The organism is Rhodococcus sp. C1 (assembly GCF_020809065.1).
GTDB classification, from domain to species: domain Bacteria; phylum Actinomycetota; class Actinomycetes; order Mycobacteriales; family Mycobacteriaceae; genus Rhodococcus_F; species Rhodococcus_F qingshengii.
In genome coordinates this window covers 3,371,203-3,394,950 of sequence record NZ_CP078080.1, presented here as the reverse complement: position 1 = coordinate 3,394,950, position 23,748 = coordinate 3,371,203, and the positions used below count along the sequence as shown (strand labels likewise).

Here is a 23,748-nt window from a genome sequence, read left to right as displayed (position 1 = left end):
CGTGCGTTGTATGAGAGGAATGACTGTGTCGGAGAATGGCGACGAGCGTCGGTCCTTCCGTGGGGGAGGAGCGCCTCGATCAGGTGGCCCCCGTCGTGACAACGACGGGCGTGGATCACGCGGCGCTGCAGGCGGAGACCGCCGCGGTGGTGCCGGAGACAACAACCGTGGCGGTGCTGGAAACAGTAACCGCGGCGGCGGATTCAACGGCGGACAGCGTCGCGGCGGCGAGGGTGGGTTCACCCCTCGTGGACGCGATGGCGACCGCAACCGTCAGCAAGCACGACCTGACGAACCGGATTTGCCCGACAGCGTAGAGCCCACGGAGTTGGACCCGGCCGTTCGTCGGGATCTGCTCAGCCTCGACAAGGACAACGCCAACACGGTTGCGCGTCACCTCGTCATGGCGGGCAAGCTCGTCGACGAAGATCCGGAACTCGCACTGCTCCACGCTCGCGCTGCCCGTCAGCGCGCCGGCCGAATTGCGGTCGTTCGTGAAGCTGCCGGAATCACCGCGTACCACGCCGGTGAATGGGCTGAAGCTCTCTCCGAGCTTCGTGCTGCCCGTCGAATGGCTGGCGGACCGGGTCTGATCGCTGTCATGGCCGACTGCGAACGCGGTTTGGGTCGACCCGAACGCGCGATCGAGCTCGGCCGTAGCGACGAGGCTGCCCTGCTTTCGGGCGACGAGGCGTCTGAGTTGAGGATCGTCGTCGCGGGCGCCCGCATGGATCTCGGTCAGTTCGACCAGGCAGTTGTCACACTGCAGACCAAGGATCTGGACGCAGCGCGTACCGGTGAAGCTGCGGCTCGGCTGTTCTACGCCTACGCCGATGCCCTCGTTGCAGCTGGTCGTGTCGAAGACGGACTGAAATGGTTCCTCAACGCTGCAGCTGCTGACCTCGAGGGTGACACGGATGCTGAAGAACGGGTGGCCGAGTTGACCGGAGAAGATCAGTGACCGTGCTTCGTACTCAGTACGACGTACTTTTGCTCGATCTCGATGGCACTCTGTACGCCGGAGCTCATGCGATTCCCGGCACCCAGGCCGCTCTCGGTCAGGGCACGCAGGCCTTGTACTACGTGACCAACAATGCGAGTCGCTCGCCTTCGGCAGTGTCGGCGCATCTGACCGAACTCGGTTTCGATTCCGAAGACGATCGTGTCGTCACCAGTTCTCAGACGGCAGTGCGTCTGCTGTCGGAGCGTCTCGAACCCGGTGCCGCTGTGCTCGTCGTCGGTACCGACGCATTGGCCGACGAGGTGACGCGCGTCGGGTTGCTTCCGGTGCGCGAATTCGCGGATTCTCCGGTTGCTGTCGTTCAAGGACATTCGACGGAGACCAACTGGTCGATCCTTGCCGAGGCGTGCTTGGCGATCCGGGCCGGTGCGCTGTGGGTAGCGGCAAACCTGGACACAACACTGCCGTCGGAGCGGGGTTTGGTGCTGGGCAACGGCTCGATGGTGGCAGCTCTACGCGCTGCGACCAAGCAGGAACCGTTGGTGGCAGGTAAGCCTGCTGCACCGCTGATGGAGGACGCGCTCGCTCGCAGCGGGTGCTCGCGTCCACTGGTGGTCGGTGATCGTTTGGACACCGATATCGAAGGCGCACAAGCTGTTTCGATCGACTCGTTGTTGGTTCTCACCGGTGTGAGCACGCCGGGTGACGTACTGCGGGCTCCGGTTGAGCAGCGCCCCACCTACATTGCAGCAACTCTGGATTCGCTCAATCAGCCGGCCGTCGAATCGCTGGTCGGTGCGGACTCCAAGTGGTCTGTCTCCGTGAACGGGTCGGCGCTGGTTGTCGACGGCCCGGTTGTCGGGGACGAGATGTCGCTTCTACGCGCGGTTGCGCCTGTCGCATGGGCTAATCCGTCGTTCCGGACCCTGGAAGCGTCGGATGCCGGCGTGGCGGATCTGTTTGCATCCTGGCTCGTCTGATCTCTCGCAAATGTGTTCGACTCGCGGGGGTGCGGGTGTATGCGTAACCGAGAGTCATGCACTAACGTTGTGCCCGATGAGCACGCCGACACCGCACCCCGGAAACACGAGTAACGGATCTCCGTTGCCCGGGCCACGCCCTTCCGTCGATCCGGAACGCATACGTTCTGACGTCGACGGTTTGCTGGCGCGCCTCGGTGGCATCGAACAGGATCCGAACGATCAGCACGGAGCAGGTGTGATTCCGCAGAAGGCACATATTTTGGAACAGGCACACGAGGTGCTCGTCCAGGCACTCGCCTCTGTAGACAGGGCTTGACGTGGCACGTAGAGCACGGGTGGACGCCGAACTTGTCCGTCGCGGACTCGCACGGTCACGAGATCATGCGCAAGAACTGATTTCCGCCGGGCGAGTTCTCATCTCGGGAGCCGTTGCGACCAAGCCTGCGACGGCGATCGAAGCCGGAACGCCACTTCGGGTCGTCGAGGTGGAGCAGGAAGTTTCGTGGGCGTCGCGAGGTGCTCACAAACTGATCGGCGCACTCGACGCCTTCGGTGCCGAAGGATTGACGGTCGAAGGTCGCCGTTGCCTCGACGCCGGCGCATCCACCGGTGGGTTCACCGATGTTCTGCTGACGCGTGGTGCGAAGGAAGTTGTCGCAGTCGACGTCGGCTACGGACAACTGGTGTGGCGCCTGCAGTCCGATGACCGGGTGCACGTCATCGACCGAACCAATGTTCGTGCAATTGATGCAGAGACCATCGGCGGAACTGTCGATCTCGTTGTCGCGGACTTGTCGTTCATTTCTCTCAAACTTGTACTCGGGGCGTTTGTCGCCTGTACTGCTGACGGCGCGGACCTGGTTCCGATGGTCAAGCCTCAGTTCGAGGTGGGCAAGGACCGCGTCGGTGCCGGTGGCGTCGTACGAGATCCGGAATTGCGAATCTCGGCTGTGCTCGACGTGTCGGAGGCTGCTGCAAAGGTAGGTCTGCGGACGTTAGGTGTTGTGGCCAGCCCATTGCCCGGTCCGTCGGGAAATGTCGAGTATTTCCTGTGGCTTCGAAAGACAGGTTCGCCCGGTGATCACGAGCCGGACACCGAGGGAATTCCTTCGGTGGAGGACATGATTCGCAAGGCTGTAGAGGAAGGGCCCCAGTGAACGCGGTCACGAACGGCGAGTCGCGCGAGATCCTTCTTGTCGCACACCCTGGTCGACGTGACATCACGGAAACCGCCAAACGAGTCGGGAAGATTTTCGAACGGGCGGGAATCGGGCTGCGAGTCCTCGTCGACGAAGCAGACAGCTCGCGCATCGAAGCAATGACGGAACCCGCGGGCTTCTCTGCGCCGGGTCTCGACGTCACGGTTGTTCATCCCGGCCCTGATGCTGCCGTCGGATGCGAGTTAGTTCTGGTTCTCGGTGGTGACGGCACATTTCTGCGCGCCGCCGAACTCGCTCAAGAAGCGTCCATTCCGGTACTGGGCATCAACCTCGGACGGATCGGATTTCTGGCAGAGACCGAGGCCGAGCATCTCGACGAGGCGCTCGCACAGGTAGTTCGCAAGGAATATCGCGTCGAGTCCCGTATGACACTCGACGTTGTGATTCGGGTGGACGACGAGATCATCGATCGCGGGTGGGCGCTCAACGAGGCCAGTATCGAGAATCGTTCGCGTCTGGGAGTTCTCGAAGTTGTCCTCGAAGTCGACGGCCGACCGGTGTCTGCCTTCGGTTGCGACGGTGTTCTCGTGTCCACTCCTACAGGCTCGACCGCTTACGCATTTTCCGCAGGCGGCCCTGTCGTGTGGCCCGAACTCGAAGCTTTGCTCGTCGTACCCAGCAACGCGCATGCGCTGTTCGCGCGGCCGTTGGTCACCAGCCCGAATTCGATCATCGCGGTGGAGACCGTCGCCGGTAGCCACGACGGCCTGGTCTTCTGCGACGGGCGTCGTACGTTGGAACTGCCTGCCGGCGCTCGCGTCGAGATCGTTCGCGGCGCCACTCCCGTCAAGTGGGTCCGGTTGGACTCTGCGCCCTTCGCTGATCGGATGGTTCGCAAGTTCGAGCTTCCGGTTACCGGATGGCGAGGAAGGAAGCCTTAATCGTGCTCGCAGAGATCCGTATCGACAGTCTTGGTGTGATCTCCGAGGCCAGCGCCCAGTTCCACGAGGGCCTGACCGTCCTGACCGGTGAAACCGGCGCAGGTAAAACGATGGTCGTCACCAGCTTGCACCTCCTCAGCGGAGCGCGAGCCGATGCCGGTCGGGTGCGGTTGGGCGCGTCGCGAGCCGTCGTCGAAGGACGATTCATCGCCGACGACGTCTCACCGGCCACCGAGCGTGAGATCGTCCGAATCCTGGAATCGTCCGGCGCCGAGCGCGACGAGGACGGGACCATCATCGCCGTCCGGACAGTCGGCAGCGACGGCCGCTCACGGGCTCATCTCGGCGGACGAAGCGTGCCGGCGGGAGTTCTCTCCGAATTCACGGACCCACTTCTGACTGTCCACGGACAGAACGATCAGCTGCGATTGCTTCGTCCCGACCAGCAACGCAATGCGCTGGACCGCTTCGGGGACAAGGCAATCGGAACGCTGCTGACGAGGTACCGCAAACACCGTCGTGAATGGCTCGATGCTCGTTCGGAGTTGATCGAACGCACGTCGAAGGCTCGTGAACTGGCGCAAGAAGCAGATCAGTTGACCTTCGCGCTCAACGAAATCGACGGCGTGGCACCCGAGCCAGGCGAGGACACGGCGATAGTTGCCGAAGTTCGACGACTCAGTGAACTCGATTCGCTCCGCTCGGCTGCGGAAGAGGCGCACGCTGCGCTCGCCGGTAGTGACGACATGGCAAGCGGCGACGTCGGGGTCATGCCGGCGCTAGACCTGATGTCCGAAGCGCGGGCGCGTATCGAGTCGGTCACCGACGCAGATCTGGACGGCCTCGGTTCCCGGTTGGCCGACGCTATTGCCGTCGTCACCGATGTTGCCGGTGACCTGAACACCTATCTGTCCGGGCTGCCCGCAGACCCGGGTGCTCTGGACTCGCTGCTGTCGCGGCAATCGGAACTGAAGACTCTGACTCGCAAGTACGCCGCCGATGTCGACGGTGTTCTCGAATGGGCAGATACCGCTCGCGCTCGTCTGTCCAAACTCGACGTGTCCTCGGATGCGTTGTCGCTGTTGGCCAAGCAGGTCGAGGAGACGGCTGGCCTCACCGCGGAAGCCGCCACAAAGCTGAGCGCCGCGCGAGTCAAGGCAGCGGCAAAGCTCGCCAAAGCCGTCAGCGCGGAACTCGCCGGTCTGGCGATGGGGCGTGCGGGTCTCGAGGTGACTGTGCGTTCGCAGCCTGCCGGCCCGCAGGACTCGGCGCCGCTCAGCGTCGGGGGAGGAGACCTTCATGCCGGGTCTGCCGGCGTCGACGAGGTGGAATTTCGTCTGTCTGCGCACAGCGGGGCACCGTCACTTCCGATCAGCAAGAGCGCTTCCGGTGGCGAGCTGTCACGCGTCATGCTGGCGCTCGAGGTTGTTCTCGCTGGTAGCGACACCGGCGCGACGATGGTTTTCGACGAAGTGGACGCGGGGGTCGGTGGTCGCGCTGCTGTCGAGATCGGCCGCCGATTGGCGAAACTTGCTCGTACGCATCAGGTTATCGTCGTCACCCACCTTCCGCAGGTTGCTGCGTTTGCCGACACCCACCTCGTGGTGGACAAGGTCGACGACAAAGGCGGAGTGGTGAGCAGTGGCGTGCGGACCTTGTCGGATTCGGATCGGGTGGTCGAATTGGCCCGTATGTTGGCAGGGCTGGACGACACCGAGACCGGTCGTGCGCACGCCGAAGAACTGCTCGAGATCGCGAATGCGGCCCGCGTCACAGATTGAAGGTTCTGTGGTGTTGGTGTGACTGATGTGGTAGTTGTCGGCGCGCCTCCACCGGTCAACGCGGTTTCAGGTTCATCATCGAAGCCATGAAGATGCCCGGATTGCTCTCACGTAACACCGAATCCTTGCCTGGGATCAGTGGCATCGCCAGGGCCGATCGGAACACGGCGAAGCTTCTACGCCGCGTCGGTCCTGGAGACATCGTGATCCTCGACGAAGTCGACATCGATCGCCGGACCGCCGATGCTCTGGTGAAAGCCGGAGTCATGGCCGTGGTCAACGCGTCGCCGTCGATTTCGGGGCGGTACCCCAACCTCGGACCGGAAGTGATCGTCGCCAACGACATCGTTCTGATCGATGCCGTCGACGGTGACGTCTTCAAGAACGTCAAGGACGGCAGCAAGATCCGCCTGCACGAGGGCGAGATCTTCAACGGCGAGAAGAGCCTCGTCAAGGGCGAAGAGCAGACCGAGGCCGAGATCTCCGATCGGATGATCGAGGCCAAGACCGGCCTGGTCGATCACCTGGAAGCGTTCTCGGGTAACACCATCGAGTTCATCCGCACCGAAAGTCCTTTGCTGATCGACGGAATCGGTGTTCCGGACATCGACATCGACTTGAAGGATCGCCACGTCGTGGTCGTCTCCGACGGACCCGAACACGAGGCCGATCTGAAGAACCTCAAGCCCTTCATCAAGGAGTATTCGCCGATCCTGATCGGTGTCGGCGCAGGTGCGGACGTGTTGAGCAAGGCCGGATACCGCCCCGATCTGATCGTGGGCGACCCGGAAGAGATCACCAGTTCCACCCTCAAGTCCGGCGCGGAAGTTGTTCTGCCCGCAGACCAGGACGGTCATGCGGCGGGGCTTTCCCGAATCCAGGATCTCGGCATCGGGGCGATGACGTTCCCGGCGACCTGCTCACCGACCGACCTTGCGTTGCTGCTCGCCGATCACCACGGCGCTTCACTGATCGTGACGGTCGGCAACGTGGTGTCCTTGGACGAGTTCTTCGACCGTGGGCGTCGTGAAAGCAATCCGTCGGCGTTCATGACACGGCTCAAGGTTGGGCCGAAACTGGTCGACGCCAAGGCTGTGGCAACGCTGTATCGAAGTCGAGTGTCCGGCGGCGCGATCGCGCTCCTGGTGCTCGCCGCCCTGGTGGCAGTGATCGTCGCCCTGGTCGTGTCCAATGCCGGTAGTGAAGTTCTCGACTGGGCAATCGCAACGTGGAACAGCTTCGCGCTGTGGGTTCAGGGGCTCTTCAAGTGATTTCGATGCGTCAACATGCAATTTCCATAGCGGCAATCTTCCTGGCACTCGCGATCGGCGTGGTGCTCGGTTCCGGAATGCTGTCCAGTGGATTGCTTTCGGGTCTGCGCGACGACAAGGCGGACCTGCAGAACGAGATCGAAGACCTCAATCAACAGTCCAATCAGCTTCAGCAGCAACTCAATTCCGCGGACGGCTTCGATGCCGCTGTCGGCGGTCGCGTCGTGCGTGACAGTCTCGCTGGTCGCACCGTCGTCGTCATCACGGCACCGGACGCCGATCCCGGTGATCTCGACGGTGTCAACCGACTCGTCACTGCCGCCGGCGGTGCCGTGACCGGACGCGTCTCGCTCACCGATTCGTTTGTCGACGCCACCGGTGGTGACCGCTTGCGGACCGTCGTCACCAATGTCATCCCTGCGGGGATCACCCTCAAGACCGGTGCGGTCGATCAGGGCAGTCTCGCGGGTGATCTGCTCGGTTCGGTTCTGCTTCTCAACGGGCAGAACAGCGAACCGCAGAGCACTCCGGACGAGATGAATCTCGCGCTCGACTCGCTGCGTAGCGCCGGTTTCATCAGCTACGACGACGGAGCGGTCAAGCCGGCTCAACTCGCCGTGGTTCTCACCGGCGACAACAAGAGTGAATCCGACGCAGCCACGGGTAACCGCGGCGCCGTCATCGCCCGGTTCGCCGGTGCTCTCGACGGACGCGGCGCAGGAACGATTCTCGCGGGCCGGCCTGGCTCGGCCGAGGGCAGTGGTCCGGTTGCCGTCGCTCGTGCGGACGCGGCGCTCTCAGCGGGCTTGACGACCATCGACAACATCGATCGGGAGTCGGGCAAGATCACCACGCCGTTGGCGCTGCAGGAACAGTTGAACGGCGGCGCCGGCCGCTACGGCACGGGACCGGGAGCGGCGGCGGTCACCGTCGGCGCACCCACCAACTGAACACCCCGGTATTGATACGCCGGTCACATCGGGGGCGGAAAGTCGGCGCGTTGTAGGCACCGACCCCCGATAGGTGTTACCGTGAAATCCCGTGGGTCGGCAGGCCCCAGCATGCTTCATCAGACCAAGCCCTGCACAGTCGTCACGGGAGCCCCTTTGCCACAGTCACGCACTAACACGCGTACCGCCACCAAGCACATCTTCGTCAGCGGAGGTGTAGCTTCCTCGCTCGGCAAAGGTTTGACCGCCTCGAGCCTGGGACAGTTGTTGACCGCGCGGGGAATGCGCGTGACCATGCAGAAGCTCGATCCCTATCTCAATGTGGATCCGGGCACCATGAACCCGTTCCAGCACGGCGAGGTCTTCGTTACCGAAGACGGTGCCGAGACCGACCTCGACGTCGGACACTACGAGCGGTTCCTCGACCGTGACCTCTCCGGCCAGGCGAACGTCACCACCGGCCAGGTTTACTCGACGGTCATCGCCAAGGAACGCCGCGGCGAGTACCTCGGCGACACCGTTCAGGTCATCCCGCACATCACCGACGAGATCAAGCGTCGCATCCTGGAGATGAGCGGTCCGGATCTGCAGGGACACCGCCCGGACGTCGTGATCACCGAAATCGGTGGCACCGTCGGCGACATCGAATCGCAGCCCTTCCTCGAAGCCGCTCGCCAGGTCCGCCACGACGTCGGCCGCGACAACGTCTTCTTCCTGCACGTCTCCCTCGTGCCGTACCTCGGCCCCTCCGGAGAACTCAAGACCAAGCCCACGCAGCACTCGGTTGCGTCGTTGCGCAGCATCGGCATTCAGCCCGACGCGCTGATCCTTCGTTGCGATCGTGACGTTCCGCAGGGCCTCAAGAACAAGATCGCCCTGATGTGCGACGTGGACGTCGACGCCTGCATCTCGACGCCCGACGCTCCCTCGATCTACGACATCCCGAAGGTTCTGCACCGTGAGGGCCTCGACGCTTACGTCGTTCGCCAGCTCGGTCTCCCGTTCCGCGACGTCGACTGGACCGTGTGGGGCAACCTCCTCGATCGTGTTCACCAGCCGCGTGAGACCGTGCGGGTCGCGTTGGTCGGCAAGTACGTCGACCTGCCCGACGCATACCTCTCCGTCACCGAGGCACTGCGCGCCGGTGGATTCGCGAACCGGTCCAAGGTCGAGATCTCCTGGGTCCCGTCGGACGCCTGTGAGACCGAAGCCGGAGCGCAGGCCGCTCTCGGTGACGTCGACGGTGTTCTGATCCCCGGTGGCTTCGGCATCCGCGGCATCGAAGGCAAGCTCGGCGCGATCCGTTTCGCACGTTCGCGCAAGCTGCCGCTGCTGGGTCTGTGCCTGGGTCTGCAGTGCGTCGTCATCGAAGCTGCTCGTAGCGTCGGCCTCGACGATGCCAACTCGGCCGAGTTCGAGCCGGACACCAAGCATCCGGTCATCTCCACGATGGCTGATCAGGAAGACGTCATCGCCGGTGACGCCGACCTCGGTGGCACCATGCGTCTGGGTGCTTACCCGGCCGTGCTGACCAAGGGTTCCGTCGTCGCTCAGGCCTACGGAACCGAGGACGTCTCCGAGCGTCACCGTCACCGCTACGAAGTCAACAACACCTACCGCGACCGGATTGCCAAGTCCGGCTTGCAGTTCAGCGGAACCTCACCGGACGGCCACCTGGTCGAGTTCGTCGAGTACCCGCGTGAGCAGCATCCGTTCTTCGTTGCCACCCAGGCACACCCGGAGCTCAAGAGCCGCCCGACGCGCCCGCACCCGCTGTTCGCCGCCTTCGTCGAAGCAGCGTTGACGTACAAGCTCGAAGAGCGCCTGCCCGTCGACGTCCACGGTGACGAGAAGATCGACACCGCTGCCACCGAGACGGCGCTCGACGCTGCAGTCGAGAACGTGGAAAAGGTCTAGCCACAGATGAGCGATCCCGGTCGGCACGAATTCGACACCCTCGGCTCCAAGACGGTCTACACCGGCGCGATCATCGCGTTGCGCGTCGACACCGTTGCGATGCCTGGTGGTCAGCGTGCCGATCGGGAAGTCGTCGAGCATCACGGCGCCGTTGCCGTCGTGGCACTGGACGAGCGCGACAATCTGGTGCTGATTCACCAGTACCGTCACCCGCTCGGGCACCGGTTGTGGGAAATTCCTGCCGGTCTGCTCGACGCTGCGGGGGAGAGCCCGGTCGAGGCGGCAGCGCGCGAGCTGGGCGAAGAAACCGGACTCGGCGCCGATCGGTGGTCGGTGCTGGTCGATGTCGCTCTCTCACCCGGGTTCACGGACGAGGCGGTTCGCGTCTTCCTCGCCGAGGGGCTGCACGAGGTGGAGCGCGACGATCCCGAACACGAAGAAGCCGATCTCGAGATTTCGCGGGTTCCGCTCGCCGACGCCGTCGACATGGCGCTACGCGGCGACATCGTCAATGCCACAGCGGTATCAGGCATTCTCGCGATCGCCACCGCACGCGCGACGGGAAAGCCGCTACGCCCCGCCGACGCACCGTGGCCCGATCGTCCTCGCGCATTCGGAGAACGCAAGTCGCGAGCCTGAAGTGCTTGCCCGACAGGTGGACTCGTATCTCGACCATCTAGCGGTCGAGCGAGGATCTGCGCGCAATACTCTACTTTCCTATCGCCGCGACCTGAATCGGTACGCGGAGTACCTGCACGGACGCGGCATCGACGACGTCGCGGGCGTGACGGAGAACGACGTCACCGAATTCGTGACACATCTGCGCCTGGGTGACAAAGATTCCGGCGTCGTACCATTGGCGGCCAGTTCGGCAGCACGCACCCTGATCGCGGTTCGCGGATTCCACAAGTTTTCCGCCGCCGAAGGTCTGGTCAGCGTCGACGTGGCCCGAACGGTCAAGCCGCCGACGCCCGGACGCAAGCTGCCCAAGGCCCTGCCTCTCGACGACGTGATCGCCCTGCTCGACGCTTCGGGTGGCGGTGCGGCCGGTGACGGGCCCCGCGACCTGCGGGATCGCGCTCTGCTCGAGCTCCTGTACTCGACCGGAGCGCGAATCACCGAGGCGATCGATCTGGACGTCGACGACATCGATACCGAAACTCGTTCCGTGCTGCTCAAGGGCAAGGGCGGCAAGCAGCGGATCGTCCCCGTCGGCAGGCCGGCGATCGCCGCCGTCGACGCGTATCTCGTCCGCGGGCGCCCCAGCCTGGCGACGCGCGGTGTTCCTGCCCTCTTTCTCAACGCTCGCGGTGGACGCCTCTCGCGTCAGAGTGCATGGCAGATTCTTCAGGACGCGGCGGCGTCCGCCGGGATCAAGGCGGACGTCTCACCCCATACGCTCAGGCACTCGTTTGCCACACACCTGCTCGACGGCGGCGCGGACGTACGCGTCGTGCAGGAACTTCTCGGTCACGCTTCGGTAACCACGACGCAGATCTACACACTGGTCACCGTCACCGCGTTGCGCGAAGTGTGGGCTCAGGCACACCCGCGTGCCCGTTAGGGGTTGGTTGGCTCATGCGTGTCTGCGAGACCATTCGGTGATGTAAGCGGTAGCGTTCAAGGAGCGCGAGCGGCCTCCACCGCAGTTTCGGGGGTTTGCCGGCGCCGAGAGCAACCGCCGAAAGAGTAGGGGAGCATCGGACCGTGTCGACATCGCAGCCACCAGCGGCGGAGTCCGCGCCGCCGCATGTCAATGCCCAACTCTTCGAGCGCGTGAACGAATCAGCACCAGCTGTACCCTCCGAACCAGAGGCGATGTTCGAAATAGATACGACGCCAGTAGCCTCTCCACCTGCGGAAACCTTCACCGTTTCCGCGGAAGAACTCGGCCCGACAGGTCGACCGGTCCGCGAGGTACCCCAACCGACACCGTTGGCGCACCACGGACCCGCGATGATCATCGCGATGTGCAACCAGAAGGGCGGCGTCGGCAAGACGACGTCGACCATCAACCTGGGTGCATCGTTGGCTGAATACGGTCGTCGAGTGCTCCTGGTGGATCTCGATCCGCAAGGCGCGTTGTCTGCCGGACTGGGCGTTCAGCATCACGACCTCGAACTGACCGTCCATAACCTTCTGGTCGAACCACGTGTGTCCATCGACGACGTGCTGATGCGAACCCGGGTCGACGGCCTCGACCTGCTCCCCAGCAATATCGACCTTTCGGCCGCCGAGATCCAATTGGTCACCGAGGTCGGGCGTGAGCAGACCTTGGGACGCGTGTTGCACCCGGTTCTCGATCGGTACGACTACGTGCTCATCGACTGCCAGCCGTCGCTTGGCCTGCTCACCGTGAATGCGTTGGCCTGCGCCGATTCGGTCATCATTCCGATGGAATGCGAGTACTTCAGCCTGCGCGGCCTGGCACTGCTCAACGACACCGTCGAAAAGGTGCACGACCGTCTCAATCCGAAGCTCGAGTTGGCCGGCATCGTCGTCACGATGTTCGACGCTCGGACCCTGCACGCCCGTGAGGTGATGGCACGCGTCGTCGAGGTGTTCGGCGACGTCGTCTACGACACGGTGATCAACCGCACCGTTCGATTCCCCGAAACCAGCGTCGCCGGTGAGCCGATCACGACGTGGGCGCCGAAATCGGCTGGGGCCGAGGCATATAGAGCATTGGCCCGCGAGGTCATTCACCGGTCTGGTCGTTAGTGGAACTGATTGCATCGCAAGAAGATTCGGTCGAAGTCGAGCCGGATTCGATCGACCCGAACGTGCCGACCGACGCTCAGACCGCAGCCAAGGCTGCCGGTTTCCGAGTCACTCTCCGGAACTTCGAAGGCCCGTTCGATCTGCTGTTGAACCTGATCAATCAACGACAGCTCGATGTCACCGAAGTCGCGCTGCACACCGTCACTGACGATTTCATCGCATACACCAAGGAACTCGGCAGTGCGATGGGCCTCGATCAGACAACAGAGTTTCTGGTCGTCGCAGCCACTCTTCTGGACCTGAAAGCGGCAAGGCTGTTGCCCGCCGGGCAGGTCGAGGACGCGGAGGATCTGGCGCTTCTCGAAGCCCGCGACCTTCTCTTCGCGCGACTGCTGCAGTACCGGGCGTACAAACAAGTTGCGGCGCTGTTCGGTGAGTTGGAGGAAGCAGCGCTGCGGCGCTATCCGCGCTCGGTTGCCGTCGAGGATCAGTTCACCGAACTCCTGCCCGAGGTGTTGTTGGGCGTCGATCCTCAGCGTTTTGCGGAGATCGCGGCGACGGTGTTCACACCGCGTCCGGTGCCGACGGTGGGCCTCGATCACCTCCATGTGTCCAATATCTCGATACCCGAGCAGGCTGAGCGAATTCTCGAGTTGCTGCGCGAGCGAGGCATAGGGGAGTGGACACCCTTCGGGGACCTCGTTGCCGAGTGTGAGATCACCGTCGAGATAGTCGCAAGATTTCTCGCGTTGCTCGAGTTGTATCGCAGGCAGGTCATTGTGTTCGAGCAACCCGAAGCACTCGGACCGCTGATGGTGAGTTGGACCGGAGACGACCCGGCCGCGCCGGTCACAGAGGAGGACTACGGATGAACGCCGAGCCGACGGAATCGGAATCTTCGCAGCTAGACGAGATGATCGAGCCTACCGAACACGCCTCGGAGTCCGAAGATTCCGCCCCCGATTTCGAACTCGACGACGATCAACTCGACGCAGTGCTGGAGTCGCTTCTGCTTGTCGTGGATTCGCCGGCCGAAGTGAACCAACTCGCATCTGTCACCGGAACCGCGCCGGAACGAGTCGAAGAACGCCTGACGTCGATGTCGGCCGCATTGACCGCTCGCGGCAGCGGAATGGACCTTCGCTACGCGGGCGACGGATGGCGTCTGTACACGCGACAAGAGTTTGCCCCGTACGTGGAAAAGCTGCTATTGGACGGCGCACGCACCAAATTGACCAGGGCGGCATTGGAAACTTTGGCCGTAGTCGCATACCGTCAACCGTTGACTCGTGCGCGGATCAGTGCGGTACGAGGCGTCAACGTGGACGGGGTGGTACGCACCCTCCTTGCCCGCGGACTGATCGCGGAAGCCGGGCCTGACCCGGACACCAACGCGACACGGTACTCCACGACCGAACTGTTCCTCGAACGGCTCGGCCTGGCCTCGCTGAGCGAGCTCCCGGAGTTGGCCCCGCTCTTGCCTGATGTCGATCTCATCGACGACATCAGCGAAAGCCTGGAATCCGATCCGCGATTTGCGAGAATGAACAAGGCAGACGTGCCCGCTGACGTAGTGGACACCGAAGTCGACGACTGACCGGAATCCCGGCGCTCGTCAGCACCGAGAAAGACCCGACCACGCTCGGGAAACAGTAGAAAACTGACAGGAAAAAAGTGAACAATCCCGCTCGCCGAGATGGCACACCGGACCGTAACAACTCCCGCGACAACCGCGGCGCACGCAGCGATGCACCCCGTGGTGGTCGCAGCGACGCCCCCCGCGGCGCACGTAGCGAAGCGCCCCGTGGTGGACGCAGCAACACTTCCCGCAGTACCTCCGGATACGACCGCAACGCCGGATCCGACCGTCCCCGCACGGACGACCGTCGCGGTGGATTCAATGATGACCGTCGCCCGCCGCGCAGTGATGACCGTCGCCCGCCGCGCAGCGATGACCGTCGCCCCGCACGTACCGACGACCGTCGTGGTGGCTACAACGACGACCGTCGCGGACCGCGCACTGACGACCGCCGCGGACCCCGCAGCGATGACCGCCGTACCCCCCACGTCGACGCCCGTCGCGCACCGCGTGGCGGCGCTGACCGTCGTAGTGACGATCAGCGCGGCGCACGCCCCGACGCTCCTCGCGGCGGCGCATGGTCGAACGCACCTCGTGGGTCCAAGTTCGACGGACCTCCGCGCAAGCGCCCGGCAGCCCCGACACCGCCGGCGACCAACAAGCGTGGCAAGCCGAAGACCGAGAAGCCGCAGCGCGTCGTCTCTCAGAACCCGTTGGTCTCCAACGCCAAGCCGGCGCGTCATCAGCATGCCGAGATCACCAAGCACGACGGCCCGCCGAAGGGCGACGGCGTCCGCTTGCAGAAGGTGCTGGCTCAGGCCGGCGTCGCATCACGCCGCGCTGCTGAAGAACTGATCGATCAGGGTCGCGTCGAGGTCGACGGCCGCATCGTGGTCGAACAGGGTCTGCGTGTCGACCCCGAGAACGCAGTGGTTCGTGTCGACGGCGTCCGCGTCGTCGTGCAGAAGGACCTCGTCTACCTCGCGATGAACAAGCCGCGTGGCTGGCAGTGCACCATGTCCGACGATCTCGGTCGTCCGTGCGTCGGCGACATCGTCTCCGAGCGCGTTCAGTCGGGTCAGCGACTCTTCCACGTCGGCCGCCTCGACGCCGACACCGAAGGCTTGCTCCTCTTCACCAACGACGGCGATCTGGCTCACCGCCTGATGCACCCGTCGTTCGAGGTTCCGAAGACGTACCTCGCCACGGTTCACGGCGTTGTCGAGCGCAGCACCGGCAAGCAGTTGCGCGACGGTGTCACCCTCGACGACGGTCCGGCCAAGGTGGACGCGTTCACCGTGCTCGAGATCAACGAGGGCAAGACGCTCGTCAAGCTGGTTCTGCACGAGGGTCGTAAGCACATCGTGCGTCGCCTCCTCGATGCCGTCGGTCACCCCGTTGTCCGTCTGGTTCGCACCAACGTCGGAGTTGTCGCCCTCGGCGATCAGCGTCCGGGAACGCAGCGCGTCCTCGGACGTAGCGAGGTCGGTGGACTGTACGAGGCGGTCGGCCTGTGACCGATTCGTCCATGCCGCTGGTAGTCGCTATGGACGGACCGTCCGGAACCGGCAAGTCCAGCGTCTCTCGCGCGTTGGCGCAGCGTTTGGGCGCTCGCTACCTCGACACCGGAGCCACCTACCGGATCGCGACCCTGCACGTGCTGCGTCAGGGAATCGATCTGGCGGATTCCGCCGCGATCACGGCCGCCGTTGCGGCGTTGCCATGGTCCATCGGTACCGATCCGAGCAGCGAGCAGGTGCATCTCGACGGCGCGGACGTCAGCGAGGAGATCCGCGGCGACGCGGTAACCAAGGCTGTCTCCGCGGTGTCGGCCGTACCCGAAGTTCGCGACCTGCTGGTCGCCACTCAGCGTGAGTTGGCGGCGGGTGCGGACCGGATCGTCGTGGAAGGTCGCGACATCGGAACCGTCGTACTCCCCGATGCAGACGTCAAGATCTTCTTGACCGCATCGGCGGAAACCCGTGCGGCACGGCGCAATACGCAGAACATCGGCCAAGGCCGTGAAGACAATTACGAAGCGGTGCTGGCTGATGTGCAGCGCCGTGACCATCTCGATTCGACTCGGGCAGTGTCGCCGTTGCGCCCTGCCGACGACTCCATTCTGGTGGATACGAGCGAATTGGGAATTGAAGATGTGATCGCCAAGTTGCTGTTGGTGGTCAGCGACAGAACTGGAGCAGTGCAGTGAGCGACGATCTGGTAACCGAATATGCCGGTGACGGAACTTGGTCCGAGGAATCGGAGTGGGATTACGCCGATCTCGAAGCGGACGGCGAAGGCGAAGCGCACATTGCCGTCCCGACCTTGGCTGTTGTCGGTCGACCGAACGTCGGCAAGTCGACGCTCGTCAACCGCATCATCGGCCGTCGTGAAGCGGTAGTCGAGGACATCCCCGGCGTTACCCGTGACCGCGTCTCCTACGAGGCGAACTGGGCCGGACGACGCTTCCTCGTCCAGGACACCGGCGGATGGGAGCCCGACGCAAAGGGTCTTCAGCAGGCCGTTGCCCGGCAGGCCGAGTTGGCCATGGGAACGGCTGATGCCATTCTCCTGGTCGTCGACGCTGTTGTCGGCGCTACGGCGACGGACGAAGCTGTGGCTCGCGTGCTTCGCCGCTCGAAGACTCCGGTCATCCTCGTTGCCAACAAGGTGGACGACGGACGCACCGAGTCCGAGGTTGCAGCGCTGTGGTCGTTGGGCCTCGGTCAGCCGTACTCCGTGAGTGCGACCCACGGCCGCGGCACCGGCGACCTGCTCGACGAGGTTCTCGAGAAGCTGCCGGAAACCCCGCGTGAAGGTATCCCCGGCGGCGGTCCGCGTCGTGTTGCTCTCGTCGGAAAGCCGAATGTCGGAAAGTCCAGCTTGCTCAACAAGCTGTCCGGTGACGAGCGGTCCGTCGTGCACAATGTTGCCGGCACCACCGTCGACCCCGTCGACTCCATCGTCGAACTCGGCGGGCGCCCTTGGCGTTTCGTCGACACGGCTGGTCTGCGCAAGCGTGTCAGCCATGCCAGCGGTGCCGAGTTCTATGCGTCGCTGCGTACGAAGAGCGCGATCGAGGCCGCTGAGGTTGCGATCCTGCTGATCGACGCACACGAGCCGATCACCGAGCAGGACCTGCGTGTTCTGAGCATGGTGGCCGACACGGGTCGTGCATTGGTGATCGCATTCAACAAGTGGGATCTCGTGGACGAGGACCGTCGACTCATGCTGGACAAGGAAGTGGACCGCGATCTGGTCCGCGTTCCGTGGGCTCAGCGAGTCAACATCTCCGCCCACACCGGTCGCGCCGTGGCGAAGCTCGTGCCGGCTCTCGACACGGCTCTGGAGTCCTGGGACAAGCGCATCCCCACGGGTCGCCTGAACACCTGGCTCAAGGAAGTTGTGGCAGCAACGCCGCCTCCGATGCGTGGTGGTCGCCTTCCTCGCATCATGTTCGCGACGCAGGCAAGCACACGCCCGCCGACATTCGTTCTCTTCACCACGGGCTTCCTCGAGGCCGGCTACCGCCGCTTCATCGAGCGGCGTCTGCGTGAAGAGTTCAACTTCGACGGCAGCCCGATCCGCGTATCCGTCCGAGTGCGCGAGAAGCGTGATCGTAAGGGCCGCTGATTCTGCGTCCAATTCGGTACTGAAACGGCTCTGACCAGCCGATTGGTACTTCGGCCCGTCCCTGATGTAATCTTTCCAAGCGCCCGAAACAAGGGCGTGGGACGGGCTGTGGCGCAGCTTGGTAGCGCACTTGACTGGGGGTCAAGTGGTCGCAGGTTCAAATCCTGTCAGCCCGACCGAAGTTAGATCAAAAAGGCAGTTTCTCAGAAATGAGAAACTGCCTTTTTTGTGCCTTCAGAGGTTCGGCAACGGATCGCGCGGGAAGTCCTGCGGTGACGTGATCTCCGCGTCGGCAGCGTTCACTACTGCAACATATTCTTCGTCGGTTTCGCGCTCATCAGAACGTCTGCTGGAAATACGTACCGGATCTCGTCATCTGGATGCAAGTGGGAGCGAAGGCGCGCACGGACACTCGCGGAAACCGGCATGCGCGGAAGGCTAGCTCAGGTTCGCTGACTGAGGCGAATATTGTGAACGGCAACGGTTACTCCGAAGAGCGCGATCAGAATGGCGGTAAAGATTGCTGCCAACCACCACGGCGCCGAACCTGCTGTATTCAGCCAGATGGTCAGTGCACCGAAAATTGTAGTGGGAATGCCGACAGCACGAGACAGGTCGACGTTCCTCGGATTGACCGGCGGTGTTCTCCGCCAATGAAGGCGATGTCCTCGATTCTCACGCAGCATTCGCAGGATGGACCAGACAGTAAGCGGCAGACCAATCGCGAGGATGACCATCCCGCCAATGATCGCCAAAGTGCACCCGTCTCGGAAGTACGTCACGGCAGCGCCCACAACACCTGCAAAACCGATGGCCGTGAATACTTTCCACGCCGGGGTTATGGACTGGCCATGCGGTTGTGTTGCCATGCAAGCACCCTTCCACAAAACATAGTTGAAAACTTCAACCCTGTTGCGGCCGTCGATTGTGCATCAGGGTGACAATCAAACTCGGTAAGCCGTTAACTACTCCGAGTACAGCGACTGCGATACCCGCACTCAAGAGAGGTGCTGTCTCCCAATAGTTGTCGACGATGGCAGATGCTCCGATCAAGCTCGATACCCAGCCCGTGAGTTGAGCACGTCGGACATGTTGTGCCGCTCGCGAGGAGGTCGGTCCTACCGAGAGAGGTAATCTCCGCCCGTAGTCGCCGTGAGTTGCGAGGCGAGCGCCATAGATATGGGCACCAGTGGCAAGCGCCAGTGCTCCCCATGCGATCAACATAGTTTGATCCATTCTTTGATTAGCGTTGACGGTATCGACCTTCCACGCAGTTCGAGTCGTAATTGCTTTCTTCTCCGGAGCGCAGTTTCGCCTACTGGCATGATCTCTTCGTATGATTGGGATTCGGATCGCGTGGGTTGTATTGGCGGTCGCCACCGGGATTCTGGGATCCGCGACGGCACAGTGGCCGCTGTACGAGATCACCGATTGCGAAATAGGCCTCGGCCCGCTCAGTTCTGCCGATTGTTACCGCTCGATTCACGACTATTTCGGGCGGGAGCTCTTCTTGGTGCTGGCGTTGCCGGTGGCTCTGTGCGTTATTCCAGCCGTGATCCCACGACCATTAGTTTCCTGGATCGTCTCGGCGACAATGCTTTGCGCTGCAGTACTGGGTTTCTTTACCGCTTTCAGCTCTGGTATGCCTTCTCTGCTGTCGATGGTGGGGAGCCTCCCTGCTGCAGTGCTGGCATTGGTACTTGCTGCGGTGCATCAGGGGATCGCATTGCGCAACAAGGGCGCCATTGCGCGTGCGCGCAGTTGGGTTCGCGATACGCAGCCGAGTGAGTGATCAGTCGGGGCTGAAGAACAGTTCCATCGAGATCCAGAACCACGCCACCATTGCTGCCACAGAAAGGAACGCGAGCACCAATGGCAACGCGAATTGCCTGCCGGTGCGGCTGGGAATAGTCATAAGTCCGAGAATGACGAACACGGCGGCAGGCGCCGCCCAACTTATCCAGTAGGTGAGCGGTGGCGGGTTGGGGCCGAACGACGTGAACGAACGGTTCGGATAAAGCTGCGGCTGCGGGACATCGGCGAAGTGTTGCCACAGGAGTACCAATGGCAGGTAGCCGAACAGTCCCAGTAGGAGGCCGACGACGAGTCCCGCGAAGATTCGTTCGCCCCTCATCTCAACGCACCCGTCCGAATCAATCGTCCCACTGCCTATGCGACTTCTGGTAAGTCACGAGGCTGAATCCGTAGAGCCCACGCCCGGGCCGCAACGAACGTCATGGCCAATACGAGAACGACCAGCAGTACGACCGCGATCCAGGTGGGAGTGGTGGTGGAAAAGCCCAGCCTCCACGCAGTACCGACACCTACAGTCGTCGCCGCCAACGCCCCGACCGGAAGCATCGCCGCCACCGCTCGCGTCGTGCGAACGGTAAGTCGATCCCCGGCAGCGCGGAGGACTCCGAACACGGCGGCGACCGAAATGCCATACGCCAGGAGACCGCTGACGGCATAGACCAGGAGCGGGGACCATCCGATATCAACCGACCCGGTGAATGCCATGCCGATCAGGACCAACAGGGGCGTCAACCCAAGCGTGACGCCTGCGAGGCCTGCCACCACAGTTGGAACCATTCGATTGTCCTGGCCTCCGGAGATTCGCACGCCCGCGAGGCGGAGCACGAACCCGGTCAGCGCGCCCAGAAGGGCGCCGATCACCGCAGCCTCGATGGGCCAGGTCCATTGCGATTCACCCGCGAAGCCCGAGATTGTGGTGCCACCCGAAAAGAGGGTGATCGTGGCGGACGCCTGTGCCGATCCCTGTGTCAGCGCCGCCGTGACGATGGCAACGGTCGCACCGAACAAAGCAAACCCGAGTGCCTGTTTCCACATCTAGCCATCTTGACCCATCCCGCGGGAGAATTCGGCACAACGGCAGTCTCATCCGGATGCCTTCTCACTGTGCAGATTGGGGCGCAGCCGACTTCGGCGATAATTGTGTGAAGGGGCTGGTGGTGACACCCTCGTCGTATCACCACCAGCCACGTTCGACACTCACGACCTGCTGTCACGCACGCAATCGGCGACGTGCTGCCAGTGCTGCCGGAAATCCGAGATCTGCATCGATCACTTCACCGGAGAGACGTTCCGAGATTTCGATCAGTCGACTGCATCCGGTCTCTCCGATCGCCTCGTACGGGTACGACCCCAGCACATCGGTCTGATGCTCAACCCGCTTTCGGCGATCGCGACCCACCTCGTTCAGGTGAAGCTCGGGGCCGTCTTCGAGCCATCCACGCGCCCGCACACTTTCGACGCCTTCCGCCCACTGATCGTTGTCCCATGCCCGGCTCATTTGCAGAGCAGCAGCAGGAACATCACCGGTTGCGGCGTGGACTACCAACGCTTCGACACCGTTGAGTCCCTCGGCGTGAAGAAGTGCGACATGAGAATCTCCGCGAAACTCCCGGAGCAAGGATTGGGCATGCCACAACACGAGATGAGGCTCCTCAGGCCACGGCAATGATGCGTGCCCACCGAACAGGGGTCGCCCTTGTGGTCTGTTGCAGGCGCGTTCCGCGGCTCGACGTGCGAGTTCGGCAGCTTCGCGAACTTCGGTGCCGTCGACATGTTCTCCCCAGGCCTTGCGCAGCGAACGGTCGACAGCGTCGAGTCGAGCGGTGAGGATCTGTTCGGGGGTGGCGATTGTCCAGGCTTCCGGCAGCACCGCGTGTACCAGTTCGGGGTTGAAGTTGAAGAACGTAGCGATGGTGACTTCAGCCGCTACTGCGCCCATGGGCGCAGACCGCGAAGCGAAGTAGCCCATTCGAGGGTGTGTAAAGCCCAGTGCGGCATATGCTTCCGCGCCGAAAGGGGTGAAGTAGATCATGCCGTGTATTGGTTCGGCTCCACGGAAGACGCGGCGCGCGGTTTCTGGTGCGATCGAGGTCATCGATAGTCCTTCATGCTGGTGGTGTGGTCTTCGAACAGTCGAGTCGGATGGTTGTTCTACGCCGGCTATCTCCCTCTGACATACATGCGGTCCCGGACGGCATCACCCACTCGGTAGACGGCCAGGACGACCAATGAAATCAGAATGCCGGAGGGGAGAATCTGTTGTGGTGCACTCAAGATGTGCAGGTACGCATCGGATAGGTCACCGCCCCAACTCGGAGTGGGGGGCTGTATTCCCAACCCCAGGAATGAGAGTGCCGCCTGCGCGAGAAAAGTCAGGCCGGTGAGCACGGTCACCTGAACGACAACCGGCCCGATTGCGTGCGGAAGAAGATGACGCAGGAGCACTACGTGCGGCGGGCATCCTGAGAGTCGCGCGCTCAGAACGAAGTCTCGGTTCCTCGTTTCGCTGACCCCGGCAGCCAGAATTCTTGCAATTGTGGGTGCATAGACGACTCCGAGCGCTGACATCGACGTGATCAGGCTCGGCCCCAGAACACCGGTAATAGCCACTGCGAGAACCAAACCTGGGAATGCCAGCAATGCGTCCGCCACCCGGAGGAGTGACGCGCCGATCCAGCGTGGCCAATATCCGGCGATCAACCCCCACGGAATTCCCAACAGCAGACTGACAGCGACAGCGATCGCGACGCCGAAGAAGGCGGAGCGTCCTCCCCAGATCAATCGACTGAGCACGTCACGACCGAAGCCGTCAGTGCCAAGCAGGTGCTGTGCACTCGGACCGGCGAACGTGTTGGTCAGGTTCTGATCGGTCGGACTGTGCGGAGCCACGAACGAGGCCAAGACGGACGCCGCTATCAGCGTTCCGAGAAAGCAGTAGCTGAGCCATAATCCGGGGTGCAGTCGAGGGAGAGCCCACTTGGAGCGGGTCTCGCCTGCGGTGGTCAGCGCGAGTTGGCTCACGAGATCGTTCCCTTCCTCAATTGTGGGCTGATCATGTTGTTGACGACGTCGACCAGGATGTTCACGAGAAGCACGATCACGACGAACAGCAACACAATGCCTTGAAGCATCGGATAATCTCGCGTGTCGATCGCAATGACGAGAGCGCTCCCGAGGCCCGGCAGCACGAAGATCTGCTCGAGAATGACCGTCGCACCCAGCATCGCCACGGCGAGCAATCCATAGACAGTGACAATCGTGGGAACGATGTTTCGTAGCGCGTAGCGCCACACGATCTTCCGCTCGTCGATACCCATCGCACGCGCAGTTCGTACGTAGTCACTTGACAGTGTCTCGATCATCGCAGCCCTGGTCTGCCGAACCGCAATCGATGCTGCGCCGGCAGCGAGCGCCGTTGCTGGTAGGACCAAATGGCTCAGGTTGTCGATCACACTGTTCTCGAGAGGAACCCAGCCGAGCACCGGTAGAACTCCCAAACCGAGGGCGAAGACATCGACCAGCACGATAGCGAGGAAGAAGTCCGGTACCGCGAGTCCGATCCCCGAAACCGTGCGGGTCAGACCATCGCTGCGTCGTCCCTGCCGCGTCGCGGTCCACACACCGAGCGGTATGGCGACGACGGCGGACAGTAACAGTGCGAGTACAACGAGCTCGGCGCTCGCCGGCAGGCGCGCAAGGATCTGTGGGCCGACGGGGGCGCTGTTCTGTAGCGACGTTCCCAGATCTCCGTGCAGAGCCGACACCACCCAGTTCCAGTACTGGACCAGCAGAGGTTGATTCAATCCGAGGCGCTCGTTGAGTGCCGCGATCGCTTCATCGCTGCCGTTCGGACCGAGAAGTGCCTCGGCTGGTCCACCGGGGATTATCCGGATAAGGGCAAAGGTTATGAAACTAGCGATAATCGCGGTAGGAATTATCTGTGCGAACCGGACGCCGATCATCCGTATGTAAGGATTCACCGGCGATCGGTGAGGGTTTCGGGTCGGAACGCTCTCAGGCTCGGGGGCCAACGAAT

General features: G+C 62.9%; 24 protein-coding genes and 1 tRNA gene. 19 read left to right on the top strand and 6 right to left on the bottom strand.

Features of this window, described 5'->3' with window-relative positions; all coding sequences use genetic code 11:
* Positions 1–19: 19 nt before the first annotated feature.
* The 18 genes from KTR60_RS15575 (at position 20) to KTR60_RS15490 (ending at position 18,073) form a co-directional block, all read left to right on the top strand.
* Positions 20–961: a hypothetical protein gene (locus tag KTR60_RS15575; protein WP_228401010.1), complete on the top strand. Its 942-nt coding sequence runs from the start codon at positions 20–22 to the stop codon at positions 959–961.
* Complete coding sequence (locus KTR60_RS15570; protein ID WP_007731903.1) at positions 958–1,941, top strand: HAD-IIA family hydrolase; 984 nt, start codon at positions 958–960, stop codon at positions 1,939–1,941. The genes KTR60_RS15575 and KTR60_RS15570 overlap by 4 nt, the downstream gene beginning before the upstream one ends.
* Positions 1,942–2,017: 76 nt before the next feature.
* A complete protein-coding gene (locus KTR60_RS15565) occupies positions 2,018–2,260 on the top strand; it encodes a hypothetical protein (RefSeq protein WP_003946140.1) in 243 nt (80 codons plus the stop codon).
* Between the two features lies 1 nt (position 2,261).
* Positions 2,262–3,101 (top strand): TlyA family RNA methyltransferase, encoded by an 840-nt coding sequence (locus tag KTR60_RS15560; RefSeq protein ID WP_003946142.1) that lies wholly within the window; start codon positions 2,262–2,264, stop codon positions 3,099–3,101.
* Positions 3,098–4,045 (top strand): NAD kinase, encoded by a 948-nt coding sequence (locus KTR60_RS15555; RefSeq protein ID WP_003946132.1) that lies wholly within the window; start codon positions 3,098–3,100, stop codon positions 4,043–4,045. The genes KTR60_RS15560 and KTR60_RS15555 overlap by 4 nt, the downstream gene beginning before the upstream one ends.
* A gap of 2 nt (positions 4,046–4,047) precedes the next feature.
* A complete protein-coding gene (recN, locus tag KTR60_RS15550; protein WP_228401009.1) occupies positions 4,048–5,826 on the top strand; it encodes a DNA repair protein RecN in 1,779 nt (592 codons plus the stop codon).
* Between the two features lie 86 nt (positions 5,827–5,912).
* Positions 5,913–7,097, top strand: coding sequence for a putative cytokinetic ring protein SteA (steA, locus tag KTR60_RS15545; RefSeq protein WP_007731902.1), 1,185 nt, complete (start codon positions 5,913–5,915; stop codon positions 7,095–7,097).
* A complete protein-coding gene (locus KTR60_RS15540) occupies positions 7,094–8,047 on the top strand; it encodes a copper transporter (RefSeq protein ID WP_007731900.1) in 954 nt (317 codons plus the stop codon). The genes steA and KTR60_RS15540 overlap by 4 nt, the downstream gene beginning before the upstream one ends.
* A gap of 156 nt (positions 8,048–8,203) precedes the next feature.
* On the top strand, positions 8,204–9,964 hold the full coding sequence (locus tag KTR60_RS15535; RefSeq protein WP_003946139.1) for a CTP synthase: 1,761 nt from the start codon (positions 8,204–8,206) through the stop codon (positions 9,962–9,964).
* A 6-nt stretch (positions 9,965–9,970) separates the two neighbouring features.
* The gene (locus KTR60_RS15530; RefSeq protein ID WP_007731894.1) at positions 9,971–10,603 is read left to right on the top strand and encodes an NUDIX domain-containing protein; all 633 of its coding nucleotides are present in this window, start codon (positions 9,971–9,973) and stop codon (positions 10,601–10,603) included.
* A gap of 1 nt (position 10,604) precedes the next feature.
* A complete protein-coding gene (gene xerD / locus KTR60_RS15525) occupies positions 10,605–11,528 on the top strand; it encodes a site-specific tyrosine recombinase XerD (protein WP_007731892.1) in 924 nt (307 codons plus the stop codon).
* 143 nt (positions 11,529–11,671) lie between these two features.
* Positions 11,672–12,685 (top strand): ParA family protein, encoded by a 1,014-nt coding sequence (locus KTR60_RS15520; RefSeq protein ID WP_228401008.1) that lies wholly within the window; start codon positions 11,672–11,674, stop codon positions 12,683–12,685.
* A 50-nt stretch (positions 12,686–12,735) separates the two neighbouring features.
* Positions 12,736–13,557 (top strand): segregation and condensation protein A, encoded by an 822-nt coding sequence (locus KTR60_RS15515; protein ID WP_046379919.1) that lies wholly within the window; start codon positions 12,736–12,738, stop codon positions 13,555–13,557.
* A gap of 41 nt (positions 13,558–13,598) precedes the next feature.
* Positions 13,599–14,282 (top strand): SMC-Scp complex subunit ScpB, encoded by a 684-nt coding sequence (scpB, locus tag KTR60_RS15510; RefSeq protein ID WP_037127047.1) that lies wholly within the window; start codon positions 13,599–13,601, stop codon positions 14,280–14,282.
* Between the two features lie 77 nt (positions 14,283–14,359).
* Entirely contained in the window at positions 14,360–15,781 is a 1,422-nt protein-coding gene (locus KTR60_RS29325) for a pseudouridine synthase (protein ID WP_019748584.1), read from the top strand.
* Positions 15,782–15,792: 11 nt separating this feature from the next.
* On the top strand, positions 15,793–16,473 hold the full coding sequence (cmk, locus tag KTR60_RS15500; protein ID WP_030537500.1) for a (d)CMP kinase: 681 nt from the start codon (positions 15,793–15,795) through the stop codon (positions 16,471–16,473).
* A complete protein-coding gene (der, locus tag KTR60_RS15495; protein WP_003946199.1) occupies positions 16,470–17,897 on the top strand; it encodes a ribosome biogenesis GTPase Der in 1,428 nt (475 codons plus the stop codon). The genes cmk and der overlap by 4 nt, the downstream gene beginning before the upstream one ends.
* A gap of 102 nt (positions 17,898–17,999) precedes the next feature.
* A tRNA-Pro gene (locus tag KTR60_RS15490) sits at positions 18,000–18,073 on the top strand.
* A 267-nt stretch (positions 18,074–18,340) separates the two neighbouring features.
* Here the strand turns inward: KTR60_RS15490 and KTR60_RS15485 are convergent.
* A complete protein-coding gene (locus KTR60_RS15485) occupies positions 18,341–18,766 on the bottom strand; it encodes a hypothetical protein (protein WP_064444631.1) in 426 nt (141 codons plus the stop codon).
* Positions 18,767–19,233: 467 nt separating this feature from the next.
* Between KTR60_RS15485 and KTR60_RS15480 the strand changes: the two genes are divergently transcribed.
* Positions 19,234–19,689, top strand: coding sequence for a hypothetical protein (locus KTR60_RS15480; RefSeq protein ID WP_228401007.1), 456 nt, complete (start codon positions 19,234–19,236; stop codon positions 19,687–19,689).
* Here KTR60_RS15480 and KTR60_RS15475 read toward each other — a convergent pair whose 3' ends face one another.
* From KTR60_RS15475 to KTR60_RS15455, 5 genes are all read right to left on the bottom strand, one after another.
* Complete coding sequence (locus KTR60_RS15475) at positions 19,690–20,031, bottom strand: hypothetical protein (RefSeq protein WP_042451032.1); 342 nt, start codon at positions 20,029–20,031, stop codon at positions 19,690–19,692.
* Positions 20,032–20,066: 35 nt separating this feature from the next.
* The gene (locus KTR60_RS15470) at positions 20,067–20,747 is read right to left on the bottom strand and encodes a hypothetical protein (RefSeq protein ID WP_063316364.1); all 681 of its coding nucleotides are present in this window, start codon (positions 20,745–20,747) and stop codon (positions 20,067–20,069) included.
* A gap of 175 nt (positions 20,748–20,922) precedes the next feature.
* Positions 20,923–21,807, bottom strand: a complete 885-nt coding sequence (locus KTR60_RS15465; protein ID WP_030537506.1) for an SCO6745 family protein — start codon at positions 21,805–21,807, stop codon at positions 20,923–20,925.
* A gap of 65 nt (positions 21,808–21,872) precedes the next feature.
* Positions 21,873–22,733 (bottom strand): ABC transporter permease, encoded by an 861-nt coding sequence (locus tag KTR60_RS15460; protein WP_020969703.1) that lies wholly within the window; start codon positions 22,731–22,733, stop codon positions 21,873–21,875.
* Positions 22,730–23,692 carry an ABC transporter permease gene (locus KTR60_RS15455; protein ID WP_158510646.1) on the bottom strand — a complete coding sequence of 321 codons (963 nt, stop codon included), beginning with the start codon at positions 23,690–23,692 and terminating at the stop codon, positions 22,730–22,732. Before KTR60_RS15455 ends, KTR60_RS15460 begins: the two co-directional genes overlap by 4 nt.
* Positions 23,693–23,748: the final 56 nt, after the last annotated feature.